Raw genomic sequence first — 20,352 nt, 5'->3', positions numbered from 1 at the left:
CGTCCGAAATCATGTTTACCACTGTGGGCCAACTGCTTCGAAGCGTAGTGAGTGCTGCACAGGAGAATCGGGATCCGGAGGCAGCAGCACTGGCAGCCATGCGGAGTTGGTAGCAGGAGCTCCCCGGCTAGCAGGCGCCGATCCCATGGCAGACCAGCCCCCAGAAGCCCTTACGTCCCAAACCGCCATACGTTCCGTTCAGCGCCGCCGTTGTGTGGAGGCTGGACGAGCGGATCGCCCGACGAGCCCGGTGCGCCGGTGACCCACGACGCCATCGTCAAGGGAGAGATCCCGAGCAGCAGAGGTGGCACCATGCCACCCGCCCAGCAGATTCGATAAGAGGCGTCCATGGTGCGGTTCTCAGTCAACAAGACCGCGAACATCGAAACAGCGGGAGACCCACTGACCTTCCCTCCTCGTTTCGACTTCTCAAGCCTTCAGGTGATCGTCGCGGACTATGCAAGTCCGGTCGAACGCGAGCGGCAGTTGGCGCGGACCTTCGGAAGCATGCAGTGGCTGGGGTCGGAGAACGAACATTTCCGGTTCGACCAGAAGAGCCAGGAGCTCTGTAGCGCCACGTTCTTCGTCCCCCCGGCATCCGCTGCTTCCAAGGTCTGTCGTCACGTTCCCCACCAGCCAGCGCCACTACGGAGCGGACTGCGCGCGACTCCTGCCGAGGACTTCGACCTGCCCCAAGCCGCGGTCTTCTGCTACGCGCCCGACACCGATGAACTGCGGTGCCTTCGGGACGTCGGTGCTTTCAGCGAACCAACGGACGCAAGGATCGGCATCGCCCCTGATGTGGATCTTCTCGTTCAGAAGAACACAGTCGCCGGGTGGAGCCTCGCCGACCCCGCTCGATATCTGACGGACGGCTTTGCCGAGCCTGAGAAAGGGCCGGCTTTCCCCGTCACGCGGCAACGGCTGGCCGAGTGCCTCGAACTGGTCTCCCTGCCACGTGTCGAAGAAGTCATGGACAAGGAGCCGGACGCCTGGCTCCGACTCAGGGCGACGGAAGGCGCCTTGAGAGAGCAGCGTGACGACCGGGGACGCGCGGACATCCTGCACCGGGTCATCAGCCGACTGATCGAGGACTACGAATCGTGGTGACCACGGGCGTACCGGACAGTGCGAACGCACTCCAACCCGTGCGAAAAGAGTCAGGGCGGCGCGGAGACCCCCCGACGGCCAGGGCACGCATCCGTACCCCAGCCGTCACGGCTGCTCCTTCGGGCTCGGTCGTCGCACCGGAGTGGAGCGGGCCGAACCGGAGCGGGCGGTGTCAGCGCAGGAGTACTCCCGCCTCCCCCACCGTCTCCATCGGCAACGCCACCAGCCCCAGGTCCGCGCTGGACGCCAGGAGGCGGTGGGCCGGCAGTACGCGGACGGTGTAGCCGAAGGAGCCCGTGTGGGCCAGGGTCAGAGGGCCTTCGTAGATCCAGCGGCCCTCCAGGTCGGGGCCGCCTCCGACCGGTTTGAGGGGCGAGGTGCGGGACTCTCCGATGGTGTCGTCCGCATCGACCCGGCCGGCCACCGCCTGGACCTCCACGTCCTCGGGGTGCAGTTCGCCCAGTGCCACCCGGGCGCGCAGCACCAGGGTGGCACCCAGTTCCACGTCCCGATCGTCGCCGCCCTGCTCCAGCGTCTCCACATGGTCGACCGCGACGCGTGACCACGCGCCCCGGATGCGGTGCTTCCAGTCGGCGAGTTCGCGGGCGGTGTCGGTGTCGAGCAGTCGGTGGGCGCGGGCGGCGGGCACGTAGAGCCGTTCCACGTACTCGCGGACCATGCGGCCCGCGAGGACCTTGGGGCCGAGGACGGCCAGGGTGCGGCGGACCATTTCGGTCCAGCGCCGCGGTACTCCCTCCGGACTCCGGTCGTAGAACAGCGGTGCCACACGGTTCTCGATGAGTTCGTAGAGCGCTGCGGACTCCAGGTCGTCGCGGCGCTCCTCGCCGGTGGCGGAGCCGTCGGCGGTGGGGATCGCCCAGCCGAAGTCGGAGTCGTACCACTCGTCCCACCAGCCGTCGAGGACGGACAGGTTGAGTCCGCCGTTGAGCGCGGCCTTCATTCCGCTGGTGCCGCAGGCTTCCAGGGGGCGCAGCGGGTTGTTGAGCCAGACGTCGCAGCCCGGGTAGAGCTTCTGCGCCATGCCCATGCCGTAGTCCGGCAGGAAGACGATGCGGTGCCGCACCCGTGGGTCGTCGGCGAACCGTACGAGTTCCTGGACCAGGCGCTTGCCGCCGTCGTCGGCCGGGTGGGCCTTGCCCGCGACGACGATCTGCACCGGTCGGGTGGGGTGCAGCAGGAGTTCGCGCAGCCTCTCGCGGTCGCGCAGCATGAGGGTGAGTCTCTTGTACGAGGGGACGCGCCGGGCGAAGCCGATGGTCAGCACCTCGGGGTCGAGCACGGAGTCCACCCAGCCCAGTTCGGCCGCGCCGGCGCCGCGTTGCCGCCAGGAGGCGCGCAGTCGTGCCCGGACCTCGCCGACGAGTTGTTCGCGCAGTTCACGGCGGAGTTCCCACACATCGGCGTCGGGGATGCCGGCGACGGAGTCCCATCGTTCGGATGCGCCCGAGGAGAGCGCATCCTCCGCTCGGCCGGTGCCGATGCGGCGGACTGCGAGCCTTAGCACCTGGGGGGCGATCCAGGTGGGTGCGTGGACCCCGTTGGTGATGGAGGTGATGGGGACTTCGTCGTCGTCGAAGCCGGGCCACAGTCCGGCGAACATCTGACGGCTGACGGCTCCGTGCAGTGTGGAGACCCCGTTGGCGCGCTGGGCGAGGCGCAGGCCCATGACGGCCATGTTGAACAGGCGCGGCTCGCCGCCGGGGTAGCTCTCCTGGCCGAGTTCGAGGATGCGGTCCAGGGGCACGGTGGGCAGTTCGGCGCGCTCGCCGAAGTGTCGGGCGATGAGTTCGGTGTCGAAGCGGTCGATTCCGGCGGGGACGGGGGTGTGGGTGGTGAAGACGGTTCCGGCGCGTACGGCTTCCAGGGCTGCGTCGAAGTCCAGTCCCTGGCCGGCCTTTTCGGCGGCCTGGCCGAGTTCGCGGATGCGTTCGAGGCCGAGGAACCCGGCGTGCCCCTCGTTGGTGTGGAAGACCTCGGGCGCGGGGTGTCCGGTGAGACGGCAGTACAGGCGGAGGGCCCGTACACCACCGATCCCCAACAGCATCTCCTGCAACAGGCGGTGTTCCCCGCCTCCGCCGTAGAGGCGGTCGGTGACATCCCGTTCGCCCGGTGCGTTCTCCTCCACGTCCGAGTCGAGCATCAGCAGGGGTACGCGGCCGACCTGGGCGACCCAGATGTGGGCGCGCAGGGCGCGTCCGCCGGGCAGGGCGAGGCAGATGTGAGCGGGATCGCCGTCGGGTTCGCGCAGCAGGGTGACGGGGAGTTCATTGGGGTCGAGCACGGGATAGTGCTCCAACTGCCAGCCGTCCCGTGACAGGGACTGGCGGAAGTACCCGTGGCGGTAGAGCAGCCCCACGCCGATGAGCGGTACGCCGAGGTCGCTGGCGGCCTTGAGGTGGTCCCCGGCGAGGATGCCGAGGCCGCCTGAGTACTGGGGAAGGGCCGCGGTGACGCCGAACTCGGGGGAGAAGTAGGCGACGGCTTGGGGGAACGGGGTCTCGGTGCGACCGGTGACCGGGTCGAGGCCGCCGCGGTAGGGGTCTTCGGGGCTCTGGGTCTGGTACCACCTGCGGCCGTGCAGATAGTCGTCCAGGTCGTCGGCGGTGGCGGTCAGCCGGCGCAGGAACCTCCGGTCCCCGGCGAGCTCGGCGAGTCTGGCTGCGGACACGGAGCCGAGGAGCCGCACGGGGTCGCCCCCGGCTGCCTGCCAGCCCTCGGGGTCGACTGCCTGGAAGAGGTCACGGGTCTCGGTGTGCCAGGACCAGCGCAGATTGCGTGCGAGGTCGCTGAGGGGGCGGAGGGGCTCGGGGAGGACTGGGCGGACGGTGAATCGACGAATGGCCTTCACGGGTCCCACCTTCGCAGGGGAGGTGGGCATCCCAGGGGACGCACGACGGTGTGGCCGTCGGTCCGTCACCGAACGACGGTAGGGGGACCGTTCGCCGTGGGGCGGGCGGTCCTGCTGGAGCGTCGCTCCGGGCGTGCGCCGCGGTGCTCCCGGTCGACGGGAAATGACCGGTTGCCCGCTCCGAACCCGGAAAGGCTCACCCTCTGTGCCCGTGCCGGCATCCGGCTACCAGAAGGGCGTGTGCGCGTGACGCACGCGGGTCGTCGTCCCATTCGGTTCCCGACCGGAGCCCGAGGAGGGGGTGCACGGGTGGCCGTCCGTCGAGAGCCGGCCGAAGGCTGAGGGAGGGGATGCCCACACCCTGCCGGTGGCACCGGGTTCTTCCGCCCACCGGGTGAACGCGGACGGGGGCGACCGGGCCCACGGCTCGCCGACGATCGCTCCAGGACTACAAATAGCGAGAAAGTTCATGCAAAGTCGCAAATCTGGTGAACTACATAGATTCAGCGCAATGTCCCGAGCTCTCATCCTGTCCAGCCCGCACAGCCCTCAGGTGAGCCCATGATCGGTCGTATCCCCGTCCTGGACGTGAGTCCCCAAGTCGATGGCGGCAGAAGGCCCGCGAAGGCCGTCGTCGGCGAGACCTTCCAGGTCAGCGCCACCGTGTTCCGCGAAGGGCACGAGGCAGTCGCCGCCAATGTCGTGCTGCGCGACCCCGGCGGCCGTCCCGGGCCGTGGACCCCGCTGCGGGAGTTGGCCCCCGGCACCGATCGTTGGGGCGCCGACGTCACCCCGCGGGCCGAAGGCCGTTGGAGCTTCTACGTCGAGGCGTGGAGCGATCCGGTCGCCAGTTGGCTGCGGGAGGCCCGGATCAAGATTCCGGCGGGCATCGACACCGCCCTCGTACTCGCCGAAGGCGCACAGCTGTACGAGCGGGCCGCCGGTGGAGTGCCCAAGAAGGACGGCAGGGAAGCGGTGCTCACCGCGGTGGACGGACTGCGCGACGGCCGGCGCTCCGCAGCCGCCCGACTCGCCGCGGCGCTCGCCCCGGACGCCGTCGCCGCCCTCGCCCGCCATCCGTTGCGGGAGTTGGTCAGCACGTCCGAGCCGCTGCCCCTGGTCGTCGAGCGGCGCAGGGCGCTGTACGGCTCCTGGTACGAGATGTTCCCCCGCTCCGAGGGCGCCAAGGTCACCCGGGGCAGAGCACCCAGGTCCGGCACCTTCAGGACTGCGGCCGAACGGCTGCCCGCCATCGCGGCCATGGGCTTCGACGTGGTCTACCTATCGCCCATCCACCCCATCGGCACGACCTTCCGCAAGGGCCGCAACAACAGCCTCTCCCCCAGCACCCATGATGTGGGCGTCCCCTGGGCGATCGGCTCCCCCGACGGCGGTCACGACGCCGTCCACCCCGATCTCGGCACCCTCCCCGACTTCGACCACTTCATGGTCGCGGCCCGGGCACTACGCCTCGAAGTGGCCCTGGACTTCGCCCTCCAGTGCTCGCCCGACCACCCCTGGGTGCGCGAGCACCCCGAGTGGTTCCGCCACCGCGCCGACGGCTCGATCGCCTACGCGGAGAACCCGCCGAAGAAGTACCAGGACATCTATCCCATCTCCTTCGACGCGGACATGCCCGGTCTGGTGGCCGAGTCGGTCCGGGTGCTGCGTTTCTGGATGGACCGCGGGGTGCGCATCTTCCGGGTGGACAACCCCCACACCAAACCGGTCGTCTTCTGGGAACAGGTGATCGCGGACATCAACGGCACCGACCCGGACGTGATCTTCCTCGCCGAGGCGTTCACCCGTCCGGCGATGATGCGGGCCCTGGCGTCCGTGGGCTTCCAGCAGTCGTACACGTACTTCACCTGGCGCACGTCCAAGCATGAGTTGACCGAGTACGTCACCGAGTTGGCCGGCGATTCCGCTTCGGTCATGCGCCCGAACTTCTTCGTCAACACCCCGGACATCCTCCCGGCCCACCTCCAGCACGGCGGCCGGCCGGCGTTCGAGGCGCGGGCGGTGCTGGCGGCGACCCTGTCCCCGTCGTGGGGGATGTACGCGGGCTACGAACTCTGCGAGAGCGCTCCGGTGCGAGAGGGGAGCGAGGAGTATCTGAACTCGGAGAAGTACCAGTTGCGCCCGCGCGACTGGGAGACCGCGGAACGGGAGGGCCTGACCATCACCCCCTTGATCACCGCGCTCAACCGGATCAGACGGCGCAATCCCGCACTCCAACAATTGCGGAACATTCACTTCCATCACACCGACAACGACGCGGTGATCGCCTACTCGAAACGTTCCGGCTCGAACACGGTGATCGTGATGGTCAACCTCGACCCCCACCACACCCAGGAGGCCACGGTCTCGTTGGACATGCCGCGACTCGGCCTCGCATGGCACGAGACCGCCCCGGTGCGCGACGAGCTCACCGGCGAGACCTATCACTGGGGCAGAGCCTCGTACGTGCGCCTAGAGCCGGGCCGCAGGCCCGCGCACCTCGCTGTTCTGCGACCGTCCCCGCCGATCGGAGGGTCACCCACATCATGATCGTCAACGAACCCGTCCACGACCTGTTCGAGGACACCCCCGCCAAGGACCGCGATCCCGACTGGTTCAAGCGGGCGGTCTTCTACGAAGTCCTCGTGCGTTCCTTCCAGGACAGCAACGGGGACGGAGTGGGCGACCTCAAGGGCCTCACCGCCAAACTCGACTACCTCCAGTGGCTGGGGGTCGACTGCCTCTGGCTGCCGCCGTTCTTCAAGTCACCGCTGCGGGACGGCGGTTACGACGTGGCCGACTACACCTCCGTACTGCCGGAGTTCGGTGATCTCGCCGACTTCGTGGAGTTCGTGGATGCGGCGCACCAACGCGGCATGCGCGTGATCATCGACTTCGTGATGAACCACACGAGCGACCAGCACGAGTGGTTCCTCCAGTCCCGCGCGGAACCGGACGGACCATACGGCGACTACTACGTGTGGGCCGACGACGACAAGCAGTTCGAGGACGCCCGGATCATCTTCGTCGACACCGAATCGTCGAACTGGACCTTCGACCCGGTGCGCAAGCAGTACTACTGGCACCGCTTCTTCTCCCACCAGCCGGATCTCAACTACGAGAACCCGGCGGTCCAGGAGGAGATCGTGTCGGCCCTGCGGTTCTGGCTGGACCTGGGCATCGACGGCTTCCGACTGGACGCGGTGCCCTACCTGTACCAGGAGGAGGGCACCAACTGCGAGAACCTCCCGGCCACCCACACCTTCCTCAAGCGGGTGCGCGAGGAGATCGACGCCTACTACCCCGACACGGTCCTGCTCGCCGAGGCCAACCAGTGGCCGGAGGACGTCGTCGACTACTTCGGCGACTACGCCAAGGGCGGCGACGAGTGCCACATGGCCTTCCACTTCCCGGTGATGCCGAGGATCTTCATGGCCGTGCGTCGCGAGTCCCGCTACCCGGTCTCGGAGATCCTCGCCAAGACCCCGGCCATCCCGGCCACCTGTCAGTGGGGGATCTTCCTGCGCAACCACGACGAGCTCACCCTCGAAATGGTGTCGGACGAAGAGCGCGACTACATGTACGCCGAGTACGCGAAGGACCCGCGGATGCGGGCCAACATCGGCATCCGCCGTCGGCTCGCCCCGCTGCTGGACAACGACCGCAACCAGATCGAACTGTTCACCGCCCTGCTGCTCTCCCTGCCCGGATCGCCGATCCTCTACTACGGCGACGAGATCGGCATGGGCGACAACATCTGGCTCGGCGACCGGGATGCGGTACGCACCCCCATGCAGTGGACACCCGACCGGAACGCCGGCTTCTCGTCCTGCGACCCGGGACGTCTGTACCTGCCCACCATCATGGACCCGGTCTACGGCTACCAGGTCACCAATGTCGAGGCGTCGATGAGCAGCCCGTCGTCGCTGCTGCACTGGACCCGACGGATGATCGAGATCCGCAAGCAGAACCCGGCCTTCGGTCTCGGCTCCTACACCGAACTGCCCTCGTCCAATCCGGCGGTACTGGCCTTCACCCGGGAGTACCAGGACGACCTGGTGATGTGCGTGCACAACTTCTCGCGGTTCGCCCAGCCGACGGAGCTGGATCTGCGGGAGTTCGAGGGACGGCATCCGGTCGAGCTGATCGGCGGGGTGCGCTTCCCCTCAGTCGGCCAGTGGCCCTATCTGCTGACCTTGGGCGGGCACGGGTTCTACTGGTTCCGGCTCAGAAAGGACACGGTCACCGCAGAACGGACGGTGACGGCGGCCCCGGCGGCCGTCTGACCCGAGGGGACGGTGGGTCCCCCACGGCCGAACGCCCACGGGCCTGGCCGACCTACCGTCCCTGGACTTTCCTGCCCCGAGCTCGGACGATCTTTGTGCCCCCGGGCCCTCGGCTCCGGCGTTCGGCCGTACGACCGCGTGTCCGACCAGGTTCGAGCCGCTGCAAGCAGCCGTACGCCGTCGGGCCTGCGCCGACACCCCCCGGTGTCCGAGGCGACGTCAGCCGTCGCACCACCGGTCCATCGCGCCCGGGGTCCGCGGCGCCCGCGCCTCCTCGCCACGCCACGCAGCATTGCGCAGCGCATCGGCTGCCGGGCCGGCTCTCATCCCGTACCGCCTGCCGAGCGGATTCCCCGGCCCTTGGTCGGGCACTCTGCCGCTCACCCCCGCGTGCCGCCGGACAGTCAACGCCATGATCCTGGACACTTTCCTCATTAAGTGCGAAAAGGGTGCGGACCGCACAAATCGGGGAAAGGACGCGATTCCATGGCGGAGGCTGCATCCACTCGTACTCCTGTGGCGCTCCTCCCCTCGCTCGTGCCGCTCCTGCTCGACTGGCTGCCGCGCCAGCGCTGGTTCGCCGGAAAGGGCCATCCCGTCACCGGTGTCTCACTCGTCTGCGCGACCGAGCTGCTTCCGCTGACCGGGCCCGGCGCGGGACTCGTGCACCTGCTCGTGGAGGTCGAACAGCCGGGGCTGCCGGCCGGCGGCGCCAAGGACTGCTACCAACTGCTGCTCGGTGTGCGGGACGTACTGCCGCCGCGTCTCGCCCCCGCCCTGATCGGCCGCCCGACGGATGGTCCGCTGGCCGGACGGACGGTCTACGAGGGGCTGCACGACCCCCGACTCGCCGAACTGGTCCTGGAGCGGCTGCGCACCCCCGGCACCCTCGGCACCCTGCGGTTCTCCCGATTCGACCGGGCCCCCGCCGTCCCCGGTGGCCTCACCGCACGGCCGCTGGACGCCGAGCAGTCCAACTCCTCGCTGATCTACGGGGACGACTACATCCTCAAGGTGTTCCGACGCGTCCAGACCGGCCCCAACCCCGATCTGGAGCTGCCCCTCGCCCTGGCCAGGGCGGGCTGTGGACGGGTCCCCGTACCGGTGGCCTGGTACGAGTCCACCGCGGCGCAACCCCACACCCTCGGGGTGCTCCAGCCCTATCTGCGCGGCTCCCACGACGGCTGGCGACTCGCGCTCGACGCGCTGGCCGCGGGACGACCGTTCACCGACGAGGCCCGGGCGCTCGGTCTGGTGACCGCCGAGGTGCACACCGCGCTCGCCGAAGCCCTGCCGACCGTGCTGCTGCGCCACGAACACACCGAGCACCTGGCCAGGGCGATGCGCCGACGTCTGAACGAGGCGGCCCGGGCGGTCCCCGCCCTGCTGCCCTACGCACCCCGCCTCGGCACGGCCTTCGACGCGGTCGCGGCACTCGGCAGGGGCGGTCGCACCTGGCGGGCGCAACGGGTGCACGGCGACCTCCATCTGGGCCAGGCCCTCTACCAGAGCGCGGAGCGCGGCGGCCGGGCCTCACCCGCCCTGGCGGGCGCGCCCCCGAGTGCACCGCTGGCCTCCACCGGGCAGTTGGCCCACCCGCAGACCGGTGCCGCCGCGGCCGGCCACTGGTCGGTGATCGACTTCGAAGGGGAGCCCGCCCGCCCGCTCGGCGAACGCCGCAGCCCCCAGCCCCCGGTCCGGGACATCGCCGGAATGCTGCGTTCCTTCGACTACGCGGCCCGCTCCCACAACCCCTGGAACCCCGCCTGGGCCGAGCAGTGCAGGGACGCCTACTGCGAGGGGTACGCCGCGGGCTCGGGCGACGACCCACGGGCCGAGCCTGAACTGCTGCGCGCCTATGAAACGGACAAGGCGGTGTACGAGGTGGTCTACGAGGCCCGACACCGACCGGGCTGGCTGCCGGTGCCGATGGCCGCGATCGAACGCCTCGCCGCCCTCGCCTGACCCCCTCCCGCCCTCCCCCCATCCGCACACAGATCTCCCTCTCCATCCGGCCAAGGAGGCCCATCCCCGTGACCGCCCGCCCCCCGTCGCGCAAGTCCCCGTCCCCGACCGAGCCGACCGCCGCAGCCACCGCCAGATCGGCCCGGGAGGCGAAGACCAAGGCCAGGAAGGGGAACGCGGCTCCGGGGGCACGGTCATCAGGTGCCAGCCGCGGTGTCGGGGCGGCCAGAGAACTCGCCCCCGAAGACCGGGAACGGCTCCTGAGCGGCGGCCACCACGACCCGCACGCACTCCTCGGGGCGCGGATCGGACGCTCAGGCGTCGAGTTGCGGGTGCTGCGGCCGTACGCGAAGACGGTGACCGTGATCGCCAAGGGGCTGCGGGCGAAGCTGTCCGCGGACGGGGACGGACTCTTCTCGGGGGTGCTCCCCATGCGGACGGCCCCCGACTACCGACTGCTCGTCACCTACGCCGCCGAGGGCGGGGAGCAAGAGGTCGAGGTCCACGACCCGTACCGGTTCCTGCCCGCGCTCGGAGATCTCGACCTCCATCTCATCGGGGAGGGCAGGCACGAGGAGTTGTGGCGGGCCCTGGGCGCCCATCCGATGGTCCACGAGGGGGTCAGCGGCACCCGGTTCACCGTCTGGGCCCCCAATGCCCGCGGGGTGCAGGTCCTCGGCGACTTCTCCTACTGGGACGGCACCGGGCACCCCATGCGATCGCTCGGTGCGACGGGAGTGTGGGAGCTCTTCGTACCAGGGGTCGGCGCGGGCGCGCTGTACAAGTTCCGGATCATGCGCCCCGACGGCTCCTCGACCGTACGGGCCGACCCGATGGCCCGACAGGCTGAGGTCCCACCGGCCACCGCGTCCGTGATCACCGAATCCCACCACGTGTGGCGGGACGAGGAGTGGATGGCCCACCGGGGCGATCGCCCCGTGCACGAGTCCCCGCTGTCGGTCTACGAGCTCCATCTGCCCTCCTGGCGTCCGGGGCTGACCTATCGTCAGCTGGCCGATCAGCTACCGCGCTATGTGAAGGACCTCGGCTTCACGCACGTGGAGTTCATGCCGGTGTCCGAGCACCCCTTCGGCGGATCGTGGGGCTATCAGGTCACCGGCTTCTACGCGCCCACCTCCCGCATGGGCTCCCCCGACGACTTCCGGCACCTCGTCGACGCACTGCATCGCGCCGGCATCGGCGTGATCATGGACTGGGTGCCCGCGCACTTCCCCCGGGACGACTGGGCGTTGGCCGATTTCGACGGCCGACCGCTCTACGAGCATCCCGACCCGGCCCGGGCCGCCCACCCCGACTGGGGCACGCTGGAGTTCGACTACGGGCGCAAGGAGGTCCGCAACTTCCTGGTCGCCAATGCCGTCTACTGGTGCGAACAGTTCCACATCGACGGCATCCGGGTGGACGCCGTCGCCTCGATGCTCTACCTCGACTACTCGCGCGGTCCTGGCCAGTGGTCACCCAACGAGCACGGCGGGCGGGAGAACCTCGACGCCGTCGCCTTCCTCCAGGAGATGAACGCCACCGTCTACCGGCGCTGCCCGGGCGTGGTGACGATCGCGGAGGAGTCCACCGCCTGGGACGGGGTGACCCGGGCGACCCACCATGTGGGGCCGGGCGGCTTCGGCGGGCTCGGCTTCGGACTGAAGTGGAACATGGGGTGGATGCACGATTCGCTGGGCTACGTGGGGCACGAGCCGGTGCACCGCAAGTTCCACCACCATGAGATGACGTTCTCGATGGTGTACGCATACAGCGAGAACTACGTCCTGCCGATCTCGCACGACGAGGTCGTGCACGGCAAGCGGTCGCTGGTGAGCAAGATGCCGGGCGACTGGTGGCAGCAGCGCGCCAACCACCGGGCCTACCTCGGCTTCATGTGGGCCCATCCCGGCAAGCAACTGCTCTTCATGGGGCAGGAGTTCGCACAGGGTGCGGAGTGGTCCGAGGGGCACGGACCGGACTGGTGGCTGCTGGACCCCTCCTACGCGGCCGAGGCCGACCACCGCGGGGTGCGGCTGCTGGTGCGCGATCTGAACGCCGTGTACGCGGCGCTTCCCGCGCTGTGGGCGCGGGACACCGACCCCGGCGGCTTCGCCTGGGTGGAGGGCAATGCGGCCGACGACAACGTGTTCGCGTTCCTCCGCTATGACACCGCGGGCGAACCCCTGCTCGCGGTCAGCAACTTCTCCCCCGTGGTGCGGCACGACTACCGGCTCGGGGTGCCGGAGGAGTTCGCCGCCTGGGTGGAGGTGCTGAACACGGACGCGGCTCTCTACGGCGGTGGCGGGGTGGTGAGCCCGGACCCCCGCAAGGCCCAGCCGATCGGCGCCCATGGCCGTCCGATGAGCCTCGAAGTGACCCTGCCACCGCTGGCGACGGTGTGGTTGCGCCCCGAGTGACCTCCGTGCCCCGAGTGCTCCCACGGCCCCGGATTCCGGGGCCGTGGACCGGCTGGCGGCCTCCTTAAACCAGACCCTCCGGGAGGTCGCGACTGTGGAGCACGCCCAGGCGCTGGGTCGCCCGGGTGAGGGCCACATACAGGTCGCTGTCGGTGAACAGCGCCGGCTCGACGACGATCACGGTGTCGAACTCCAGCCCCTTCGCCTGCCGTGGGTCCAGCAGGACGACCGAGCGGGTGAGGTCCACCGGACCGCCGATGGACTCCCATCGGCCGTGGAGCTGGCGCGGGGCGATCACCGCGAGGCGACCCTCCTCAGGTCGCTCCCGGGCCACGGCCGCCAGGACGGCAGCGGACAGTTCCCCGTCCGAGACCCGGCGGATCCACGGCGGCACTCCCGTGGAGCGGACCGAGCGGGGCGGCTCGAACTCGGGGTAGGAGGCGCGGCGGACCCTTGCGGCCAGCTCCATGATCTCGGCGGGCGTACGGTAGTTGACGCCCAGCCGGGCGTGCTGCCAGCGGTCGCCCACGTACGGCTCCAGGATGGCGCGCCACGAACCCACTCCCGCGATGTCGCCGGTCTGGGCCGGATCGCCCACGAGTGTCATCGAGCGGGCGGGGCAGCGACGCATCAGCAGTCGCCAGGCCATCGCGGACAGCTCCTGCGCCTCGTCGACGATGATGTGCCCGAACGCCCAGGTGCGATCGGCGGCGGCCCGTTCCGCGGCGCTGCGGTGGTCCTCCTCCTCATGGCGCTCGGCCATCCGTTCGGCGTCGATGATGTCGTGGGCGGCGAGGATCTCGGACTCCTCGTCCTCGAACTCGTACGTCTTGGAACCCGCGGAGAGGTCGAGCACGCCCTGCGCATAGGCGATCCGCTCCAGCCGCTCCGCCTCCGCAGTGGCCCGCTCGGCGCTGTCATCGACGCCGAGCAGTTCGGCGGCCTCGTCGAGCAGCGGCACATCGGCTGTGGTCCACTCCCCGCCCGTACGCCGAATCAACTCGGCTTCCTCGGCCGGTAGATGACCCTCAGGCTCGGCAAGGAAGTCGGCGACCAACTCATACGGACTCAGTGCCGGCCACAGCAGGTCGATGGCCCGGTGCACCTCGGCGCTGGTGGCGATCTCCTTGCCGAGTTGGGCAAGGTCGTCGGGCCCGAGCAGATTGGGCCCTCCGTAGGGGTCGGCGCCGAGCCGGTCGGCGAGTTGTTCGGTCAGGGCGTCGATGATGCGGAAGGCGAAGTGGGGGCGGGCCAGATTGTGCGGCAGTCCGGTGGCCCGGGCCCGGTCCCGGGCCTCGTACGCCATCTCCCGGCCCAGCAGCAGGATTCCGTACTCGCTGTGGTCGATCTCCAGGGCCGGTTCCGGCACCCGTCCCTCGGCCTCGAAGTCGACACCCGGCAGGGTCTCGGGGAGCGCCTGCCGCTCGCGCAGCACCTGTGCGAGCACCTCCGCCATGGCGATCCGCCCCTTGACCTCGGCGGCTGCGGGCGTATCCGTACCGGAGGCGCGGACGCCGGGGAACAGCTCTCCCGGAGTGGCCAACAGGACGCCCGTCTCGCCGAGCGAGGGCAGCACTTCGCCGATGTACCCGAGGAAGGCGGGGTTCGGTCCGACGATCAGGACGGCACGGCGGGCGAGTTGCTCGCGGTGGGCGTACAGGAGATAGGCGGCGCGATGGAGTGCGACCGCGGTCTTCCCGGTGCCGGGGCCGCCTTCGACGACGAGGATCTGTTGCCGGGGCGCGCGGATGATCCGGTCCTGTTCGGCCTGGATGGTCTGGACGATGTCCGCCATCCGTCCGGTGCGCGCCGCCCCGAGCGCCGCCAGGAGTACGGAGTCGCCGTCGTGGTCCTCGTACCCACTGCGGGTGGTGTCGGCGAGGTCGAGGATCTCGTCGTGGAGCGCGGTGACGGTGCTTCCCATGGTGGTGATGTGGCGTCGCCGACGCAGGCCCATGGGCTCATATCCGGTGGCGAGGTAGAAGGGGCGGGCCACGGGGGCGCGCCAGTCGATGAGGAGCGGAGTGCGTTCATGGTCGTCGCGGCGGATTCCGATGCGGCCGATGTGATGGCTGGAGCCGTCGCGAAGATCGATGCGACCGAAACAGAGACCGGATTCCACCGCATTGAGTGCGGCGAGGTCCGCCGATTGCTCGGCGATGCTCGCCTCGCGTTCGACTCTGGTCTGCACATGGGTGCTGAGCTGCCCGATCGTGGCTCGCAGCATGGCTTCGGCCTCCTGCCGGAGCGCGGTGACGCGCTCCTGCAAGAGATCGATGAATTGCTGTTCGCGCTGCAATTCCTCGGTTGACAATTCAGCTCCCGACGCGATATGCTGTGGTCATTGATTCACCTTCCCCGCGTTTACCATGGGCAAGGAACCACTCAATATACGTCGAGAATTACCCCGTCCGCCAATATCAACGGTCGGGGCTTTTTTATGCGCCGGATGTGTCGGTTTCTCGGCCCCGGCGGCACCTTTTGTCACCGCTTCCGGGCGGATGTCGCGCACCCGCCGTTCGACGGCTACCCCCGTTCGCCCGTCAGCGCATCGGCGAGCTCACGGCGTAGCTGCCGCCCCGACCGCGCACCCACCAGGGAAGTGATCACCTGGCCCCGGTGGAACAGCATCAGGGTCGGCATGGACAGCACGTTGTAGCGAACGGCGGTCTCCGGATTGGTGTCCACATCGATCTGCGCCACCGTGAGCCGCTCGGTCTCCTCCTTCGCGACCGCGCTAAGGACCGGCGCCAATTGGTGGCACGGGCCGCACCAGTCGGCGGTGAACTCCACCAGGACCGGGAGATCGGCTCCCAACACCCTGGTGTCAAAGTCCGCATCCGTCACCACATCGGTTCCCGCTGCTCGAATCATCGTCATCCTCCGAATTCACACCGTGGTTGCGTTTCGGTCATCAGTTGCGCCTCGGCCCCAGCGAGCTGCGCACCCACCTGGGCGCGGATGAAGCGGAGTTCCTCGATGAGGGTGTCCAGCTCACTGAGCTTGGCGCGGTAGACGGCGAGCGAGGCGGGGCAGGAGTCCCCGGCCGGATGACCGGCCCGCAGGCACTCGACGAACGGCCGTGTCTCCTCCAGATCGAATCCGAAGTCCTGGAGGGTTCGGATCTGTCGAAGGAGGCGCAGGTCGTCCTCGTCGTACGTGCGGTAGCCGTTCTCCGTACGTCGTGCGGGCAGCAGCCCGCGCGATTCGTAGTAGCGCAGAGTACGGGTGGTGGTCCCGGCGCGTTCCGCCAGCTCGCCGATTCGCATGCATCGACCGTATGCCTTGACGTCGAGGTCAAGGCAAGCGCCGGCCGGCACGGGGAGCCGGTTTCCACCACTCAGGGGTTGAGCACGGCCTCGATGGTGCTCGTCCAGTCATCCGCCCCGTGTCCGCGTTCGACCGCGCGGTCCGCCACCGCCTTGATCGCCTCCAGGTGCGAGACGTCCAGTCCCCGGGCCTGGGCCGCATGCAGGATGTGGTCGACCGACACGGCCATCATCGCCAGATTGGCCTCCTTGCCCGGGTAGCTCCCCGCATCGATCTCGGCGGCCGAACCCTCCGCCATCAACGGCAGGATGTGGGTGATGGTGTTGAGGTAGGGGGCCAGGTCAGCGGCCCGTACACCCTCGGACTTGGCCAGTGCGAACGCATGCACAAGACCCGTGATGCTGCCGTAGAAGAAGTCCAGCAGGGACAGGTCGTAGACGGCTGCGAGCCCGGGGTCGGTACCGACGAACGCGGCCCGCTCGCCCAGCGACTTCAGCACGGACTCATGGCGATCGAAGGACTCCCGCGACCCCGCGTAGAACAACAGTGCCTCGGGCGTGCCGACGAGGGAAGTCGGCACCAAGACCGAACCGTCCAGATAGTCGACGGAGTGCTCCTGCGCCCAGCGCGCCGCGGCCCGGGAGCGCGCCGGCAGATCCGAGGTGAGATTGACCAGCGTCCGCCCCTTGAGGACGTCGCCCAATGGGTCAAGGATGGCCTCCGCCGCGTCGTAGTCCACGACGCAGACGATGACCAACTCGCCGGCGAGGACCGCTTCCCGTGCCGTGGCGGCGAGGACCGCGCCCTGCGCGATCAGCTCATCCGACTTGCCCGGCGAACGGTTCCACACGGTGGTCGGATGACCGGCCTTGACCAGGGCGCCGGCGAGGGCCCGACCCATGGCGCCGAGTCCGATGACGGAGACGGGAGTAGAAGGGGCAGCAGTGGGGATGGAGGCTTGGGAAGGCATGTCCCCATCCTTGGTCGGCGATGTCCTACCGACAAGTACGGACTACAAAGTCAGATACTCACCAGAAGGTAAACATCCAGGTCAACGGGGTCCACTGAGCCCGGAATCGCCTGGCGGACTCCAACGCTCCGCAACTGGCAGCCGGCCTCGGGGACAGGGAATTCGACCGATGATCGGCATTTCCTTTTGTCGGTGTTTCTCACGATCCGACGATGGCCCGCGAAAGAGGGGCGGCCATACGCCGATACGGCTGGTGCCCGCCCGACGCATAGCGGATTGGAGGTCGATAAACCCTGCTCTGCGGGAAACAGCCCGCTAGCTTCATATTCGGCCCATACGAACGGGGGTAGGCCGTGCCGCAAGGAGATCGTGAACCACCGCCGAAGTGCCCTGGCGGGCACCTCGGCATGTCGACCGGTGCCGGCGTCGAGGTGCAGAAGAGACTGGAGGTCCTGATCCAGGACTTCCGCACCAGTGATCCACCCATGCCCGTCGTCGTGCTGCACGCGGAGGACAGCACCGACGACGATCAAGTAGTCAATCTGGTCGAGGAGTTGCACCGGGGGCAGGACGCCCACGGCACCCGGTGCGCCGTCGTCCCCACCACCCAGGAGGGACCGACCGAGGTACGCAAGGCCGCGGCCCTAGTCCGGGACCTCGCCGACCCCAAGCGATGGGACGGGCAGCGCTCGGTCTATCGACGCTACGCCTTCCCACGGCTGCGGTTGGTCCGCGCCATCGAGGACGCGGTGGGAGAGCTAGGTCCCGGCTGGCAGACGGCCACGGGGACGGGCCTCGGCCGGCCCAACCCGGCGCAGCGACTACTCGACCAACTCGCCAAACAGCGCTGGCGGCCCAAGAGCTCCCGGCGGTGGAACCCCGGGCCCGCCCAACTCGACATGGCCCACATCCTGCCGGCGAGCCTGGTCGCGGGCCTGGCGGCACTGCTCGCCCGCAGCCACTGGTCCGTGGCGCTGGCATCCGGAATCGGCTTCCTCGTCTTATTGGTGCTGCTCGACAATGTGCTTCCCGGCCGTGCGCCCATCTTCCTGTGGCTGCGCAGGGAGAGCCGATGGTTCATGACCACGACCTTCCTGCGGGCGGCATCCCGCGGTCGACCCACCGATGTCTCGCTCCTACGACCGGTCCAGTCCTGGAAGGCGATCGCCGCCCGCGCCCAGGACGTGGCCGAGGCGCTCCAGGACGGGGACGACTTCCAACTCCAGCTCTATGTGCTGGCCCTGTTCGAGGATCTGCGCGACAACCACCGCCGCTGGAGTTGGGATCTGCGCGGTCTCAAACGGCATCGACCGCCCATGCTGTTCCTGCCCGAGGCCAGCGCGGACAACGGCGGCATCGAGCTCATCAAGGCGGTGAGCGATGTCCGCAGCCGACGCAGCGAGCTCGACCCCCTGCTGATCGTCGCCGCTGTGCGGGGAGTCGAGGTGTCCCGCCTCCAACGCAGTGTGATCACCCAGCCCGGTGGGACGCTGTGGATCTGGTACCAGGAGTGGACGCGCAACCTCCGCGCCGGGCAGTCCCCCAGCCGGGAACTGGCCGAACTGCCCTGGGTGTTGAAGGTGCCCCTGCCCGGGGTGCGACTCGGACCGCTCGCCGATGGTCGACTTCCGTGCGTACGGGCGGACACCCGGCCCACGGCCGCCCGGGTCGTGTGGTCGCTGCACGCGCTCGTCCTGGTGCTCATGCTGGTCGCGGCAGGGCTGTGGGCCCGGGCGGACGACCTCCAGGACCGGTACTGCTCGGCCTCGGTGCTGACCGCCAACCGGGACACCGAACGCAAGAAGGTGGACGATGATCCGACGGAGTGCATAGGAGTCGCGACCGGCGATGTGCGGTTCACCGACTGGCTGCCGGACGGGAAGGCGTCCGAACACAAGGCCAGTGCGCCCTGGACCTTGCCGTGGCTGGAGAGTCGCATCGCCGAGCAGAACCGCAAGGTCCTCGACAAGCACGGCAAGGACTACCTCACCGTCATCTACGCAGGCCCTCTCAGCTATGACGAGGACGGTGGCTCGTCACCGGTGAAGGGCATCGAGGAACTGGCGGGCGTCCATCTGGCGCAGCAGGTCATCAATGACACGTACCCCGTGAAGCTACGGGTCCTGATCGCCAACGGCGGGGTGGATCTGCGCCATCAGAAGGACATGGCCAAGACCATCGCCGCCTATGCCGCCGAGGACCCGTCCGTGGTCGGGGTGATCGGCACCGGGCGTGATCTGAAGACCAGTACGGAGACCAACAAGACGCTGCGGGACGCGGGGCTGCCCGTGGTGTCGGGCACCAACTCGGCGACCTATCTGCCGCAGCAGTTCGCCAACTGGTTCAGTCTGGCCGCGACCGACGAGTGGCAGGTGCAGCAACTGGGCCTGGTGGCTGCACAGTTGCGTGACCCGAGCCAGATCCAGCATGCACTGGTGCTGGCCCGGGACACCAGCGACTCGGATGACCTCTACACCGATGAGCAGGCGAAGTACGGGGCGCAGATGCTGCGCCAGAAGGGCTTCACCATGCTCCCGGAGTTGCGGTACGAGTTGGACCAGGGCAAGCCGGTGATGCGGGGGCCCGTGGACGCGTTCTGCAAGGGTCCCGATGTGCCTTCGGTGATCTACTTCGCCGGCCGGGTGGAGGACATCGGGCCCATGATGGACCTGCTGGGGACCTCGCCGATCTGTGCCCAGCGCAACATCTCCATCCTCACCGGTGATGACCTGTCGAAGGCCAAGTTCACCCAGGGCACGGACGGGGTGGCCCCCAAGGTGACGCTCTACCACGCCGCCCTGGCCGAGTTGGAGAAGGCGGCATCGATGACGTCCTTCTACAAGGACGCGGGAAGGTATCTGCCGGGGCTGGGCAGCAAGCCGTCCTACAAGACCGCGGCCCTGTCCAGCGGACAGACCGCGCTGGCCCATGACGCGACCCGGGCCCTGTACTGGGCGGCCACCCGTGACGGAGACCCCAACCGCGCCGCGACCTGGGTGAACCTCCGCACGGTCAAGCTCAGCGGGATGGCCACCGGCACGATCGACTTCACCGGCGCTCCCCTGTACGGGGACCGCAGCGGGCACAGCGTCGCACTGAAGGAAGTGCGGAGCTCGGCCGACGGGACACCGCAGCTGAAGGTGCTGTGCAGCCGGGTCGCCGGTGATGCGACGCCGCTCACCCAAGGGGAGTGCACGATCAGCGGGCCCGAGTGAGGTCCGGCACCCGAGTGTGGTGAACGGCCCGCTGCCGTCCGGAACCCCGGACGGCAGCGGGCCCTTCCCTGCTGCGCCCGCGTGGGGGGACGGGGAGGCGGCACCCCGTGCGGTGTTCATCGCGGCGCCGGGCGCACCCACCGCTGCTAGGCGCGCACTCGTAGTCGTCTGAGAAATGGACCACGGCCCGCCCTTCGCCGTGGGGGAAGCGAAGGACGGGCCGAGCGGGGGGATCGGTACGCATGTG

General features: G+C 69.0%; 11 protein-coding genes. 6 read left to right on the top strand and 5 right to left on the bottom strand.

Annotated elements, in window-relative coordinates; all coding sequences use genetic code 11:
• Positions 1 to 348 precede the first annotated feature (348 nt).
• The gene (locus tag OID54_RS26620) at positions 349 to 1,110 is read left to right on the top strand and encodes a hypothetical protein (RefSeq protein ID WP_329023494.1); all 762 of its coding nucleotides are present in this window, start codon (positions 349 to 351) and stop codon (positions 1,108 to 1,110) included.
• A 172-nt stretch (positions 1,111 to 1,282) separates the two neighbouring features.
• On the opposite strand, the gene glgP is transcribed toward OID54_RS26620, so the two are convergent.
• Entirely contained in the window at positions 1,283 to 3,979 is a 2,697-nt protein-coding gene (gene glgP, locus OID54_RS26615; protein ID WP_329023492.1) for an alpha-glucan family phosphorylase, read from the bottom strand.
• Positions 3,980 to 4,540: 561 nt separating this feature from the next.
• Here glgP and OID54_RS26610 point away from each other — a divergent pair.
• From OID54_RS26610 to glgB, 4 genes are all read left to right on the top strand, one after another.
• Positions 4,541 to 6,529 (top strand): alpha-1,4-glucan--maltose-1-phosphate maltosyltransferase, encoded by a 1,989-nt coding sequence (locus OID54_RS26610; protein ID WP_329023490.1) that lies wholly within the window; start codon positions 4,541 to 4,543, stop codon positions 6,527 to 6,529.
• Positions 6,526 to 8,265, top strand: coding sequence for a maltose alpha-D-glucosyltransferase (gene treS, locus OID54_RS26605; RefSeq protein ID WP_329023488.1), 1,740 nt, complete (start codon positions 6,526 to 6,528; stop codon positions 8,263 to 8,265). The genes OID54_RS26610 and treS overlap by 4 nt, the downstream gene beginning before the upstream one ends.
• A gap of 486 nt (positions 8,266 to 8,751) precedes the next feature.
• Positions 8,752 to 10,230 (top strand): maltokinase N-terminal cap-like domain-containing protein, encoded by a 1,479-nt coding sequence (locus tag OID54_RS26600; protein ID WP_329023486.1) that lies wholly within the window; start codon positions 8,752 to 8,754, stop codon positions 10,228 to 10,230.
• Positions 10,231 to 10,490: 260 nt separating this feature from the next.
• On the top strand, positions 10,491 to 12,650 hold the full coding sequence (gene glgB, locus OID54_RS26595) for a 1,4-alpha-glucan branching enzyme (RefSeq protein WP_329027802.1): 2,160 nt from the start codon (positions 10,491 to 10,493) through the stop codon (positions 12,648 to 12,650).
• Between the two features lie 64 nt (positions 12,651 to 12,714).
• Here glgB and OID54_RS26590 read toward each other — a convergent pair whose 3' ends face one another.
• The 4 genes from OID54_RS26590 to OID54_RS26575 all read right to left on the bottom strand — a co-directional run bounded on the left by OID54_RS26590 (position 12,715) and on the right by OID54_RS26575 (position 16,890).
• The gene (locus OID54_RS26590) at positions 12,715 to 14,964 is read right to left on the bottom strand and encodes a HelD family protein (RefSeq protein ID WP_329023485.1); all 2,250 of its coding nucleotides are present in this window, start codon (positions 14,962 to 14,964) and stop codon (positions 12,715 to 12,717) included.
• Between the two features lie 212 nt (positions 14,965 to 15,176).
• Complete coding sequence (trxA, locus tag OID54_RS26585) at positions 15,177 to 15,524, bottom strand: thioredoxin (protein ID WP_329027801.1); 348 nt, start codon at positions 15,522 to 15,524, stop codon at positions 15,177 to 15,179.
• A gap of 2 nt (positions 15,525 to 15,526) precedes the next feature.
• Complete coding sequence (locus OID54_RS26580; RefSeq protein WP_329023484.1) at positions 15,527 to 15,919, bottom strand: MerR family transcriptional regulator; 393 nt, start codon at positions 15,917 to 15,919, stop codon at positions 15,527 to 15,529.
• Positions 15,920 to 15,990: 71 nt separating this feature from the next.
• Complete coding sequence (locus OID54_RS26575; RefSeq protein ID WP_329023483.1) at positions 15,991 to 16,890, bottom strand: NAD(P)-dependent oxidoreductase; 900 nt, start codon at positions 16,888 to 16,890, stop codon at positions 15,991 to 15,993.
• A 407-nt stretch (positions 16,891 to 17,297) separates the two neighbouring features.
• Here OID54_RS26575 and OID54_RS26570 point away from each other — a divergent pair, with 407 nt between their 5' ends.
• A complete protein-coding gene (locus OID54_RS26570; RefSeq protein ID WP_329023481.1) occupies positions 17,298 to 20,105 on the top strand; it encodes an ABC transporter substrate-binding protein in 2,808 nt (935 codons plus the stop codon).
• Positions 20,106 to 20,352: the final 247 nt, after the last annotated feature.

Origin of the sequence: Streptomyces sp. NBC_00690, assembly GCF_036226685.1 — a bacterium.
Classification (GTDB): Bacteria; Actinomycetota; Actinomycetes; order Streptomycetales; family Streptomycetaceae; genus Streptomyces.
The sequence above is the reverse complement of the archived record's forward strand: the minus strand, read 5'-3'. Positions and strand labels throughout refer to the sequence as shown.

Excerpts from the sequence above, each read along its gene's own strand:
- OID54_RS26600 (WP_329023486.1), top strand. The coding sequence starts at position 8,752 with ATGGCGGAGGCTGCATCCACTCGTACTCCTGTGGCGCTCCTCCCCTCG.
- OID54_RS26570 (WP_329023481.1), top strand. The coding sequence starts at position 17,298 with ATGTCGACCGGTGCCGGCGTCGAGGTGCAGAAGAGACTGGAGGTCCTG.
- OID54_RS26580 (WP_329023484.1), bottom strand. The coding sequence starts at position 15,919 with ATGCGAATCGGCGAGCTGGCGGAACGCGCCGGGACCACCACCCGTACT.
- treS (WP_329023488.1), top strand. The coding sequence starts at position 6,526 with ATGATCGTCAACGAACCCGTCCACGACCTGTTCGAGGACACCCCCGCC.
- OID54_RS26575 (WP_329023483.1), bottom strand. The coding sequence starts at position 16,890 with ATGCCTTCCCAAGCCTCCATCCCCACTGCTGCCCCTTCTACTCCCGTC.
- OID54_RS26620 (WP_329023494.1), top strand. The coding sequence starts at position 349 with ATGGTGCGGTTCTCAGTCAACAAGACCGCGAACATCGAAACAGCGGGA.
- trxA (WP_329027801.1), bottom strand. The coding sequence starts at position 15,524 with ATGATTCGAGCAGCGGGAACCGATGTGGTGACGGATGCGGACTTTGAC.
- OID54_RS26610 (WP_329023490.1), top strand. The coding sequence starts at position 4,541 with ATGATCGGTCGTATCCCCGTCCTGGACGTGAGTCCCCAAGTCGATGGC.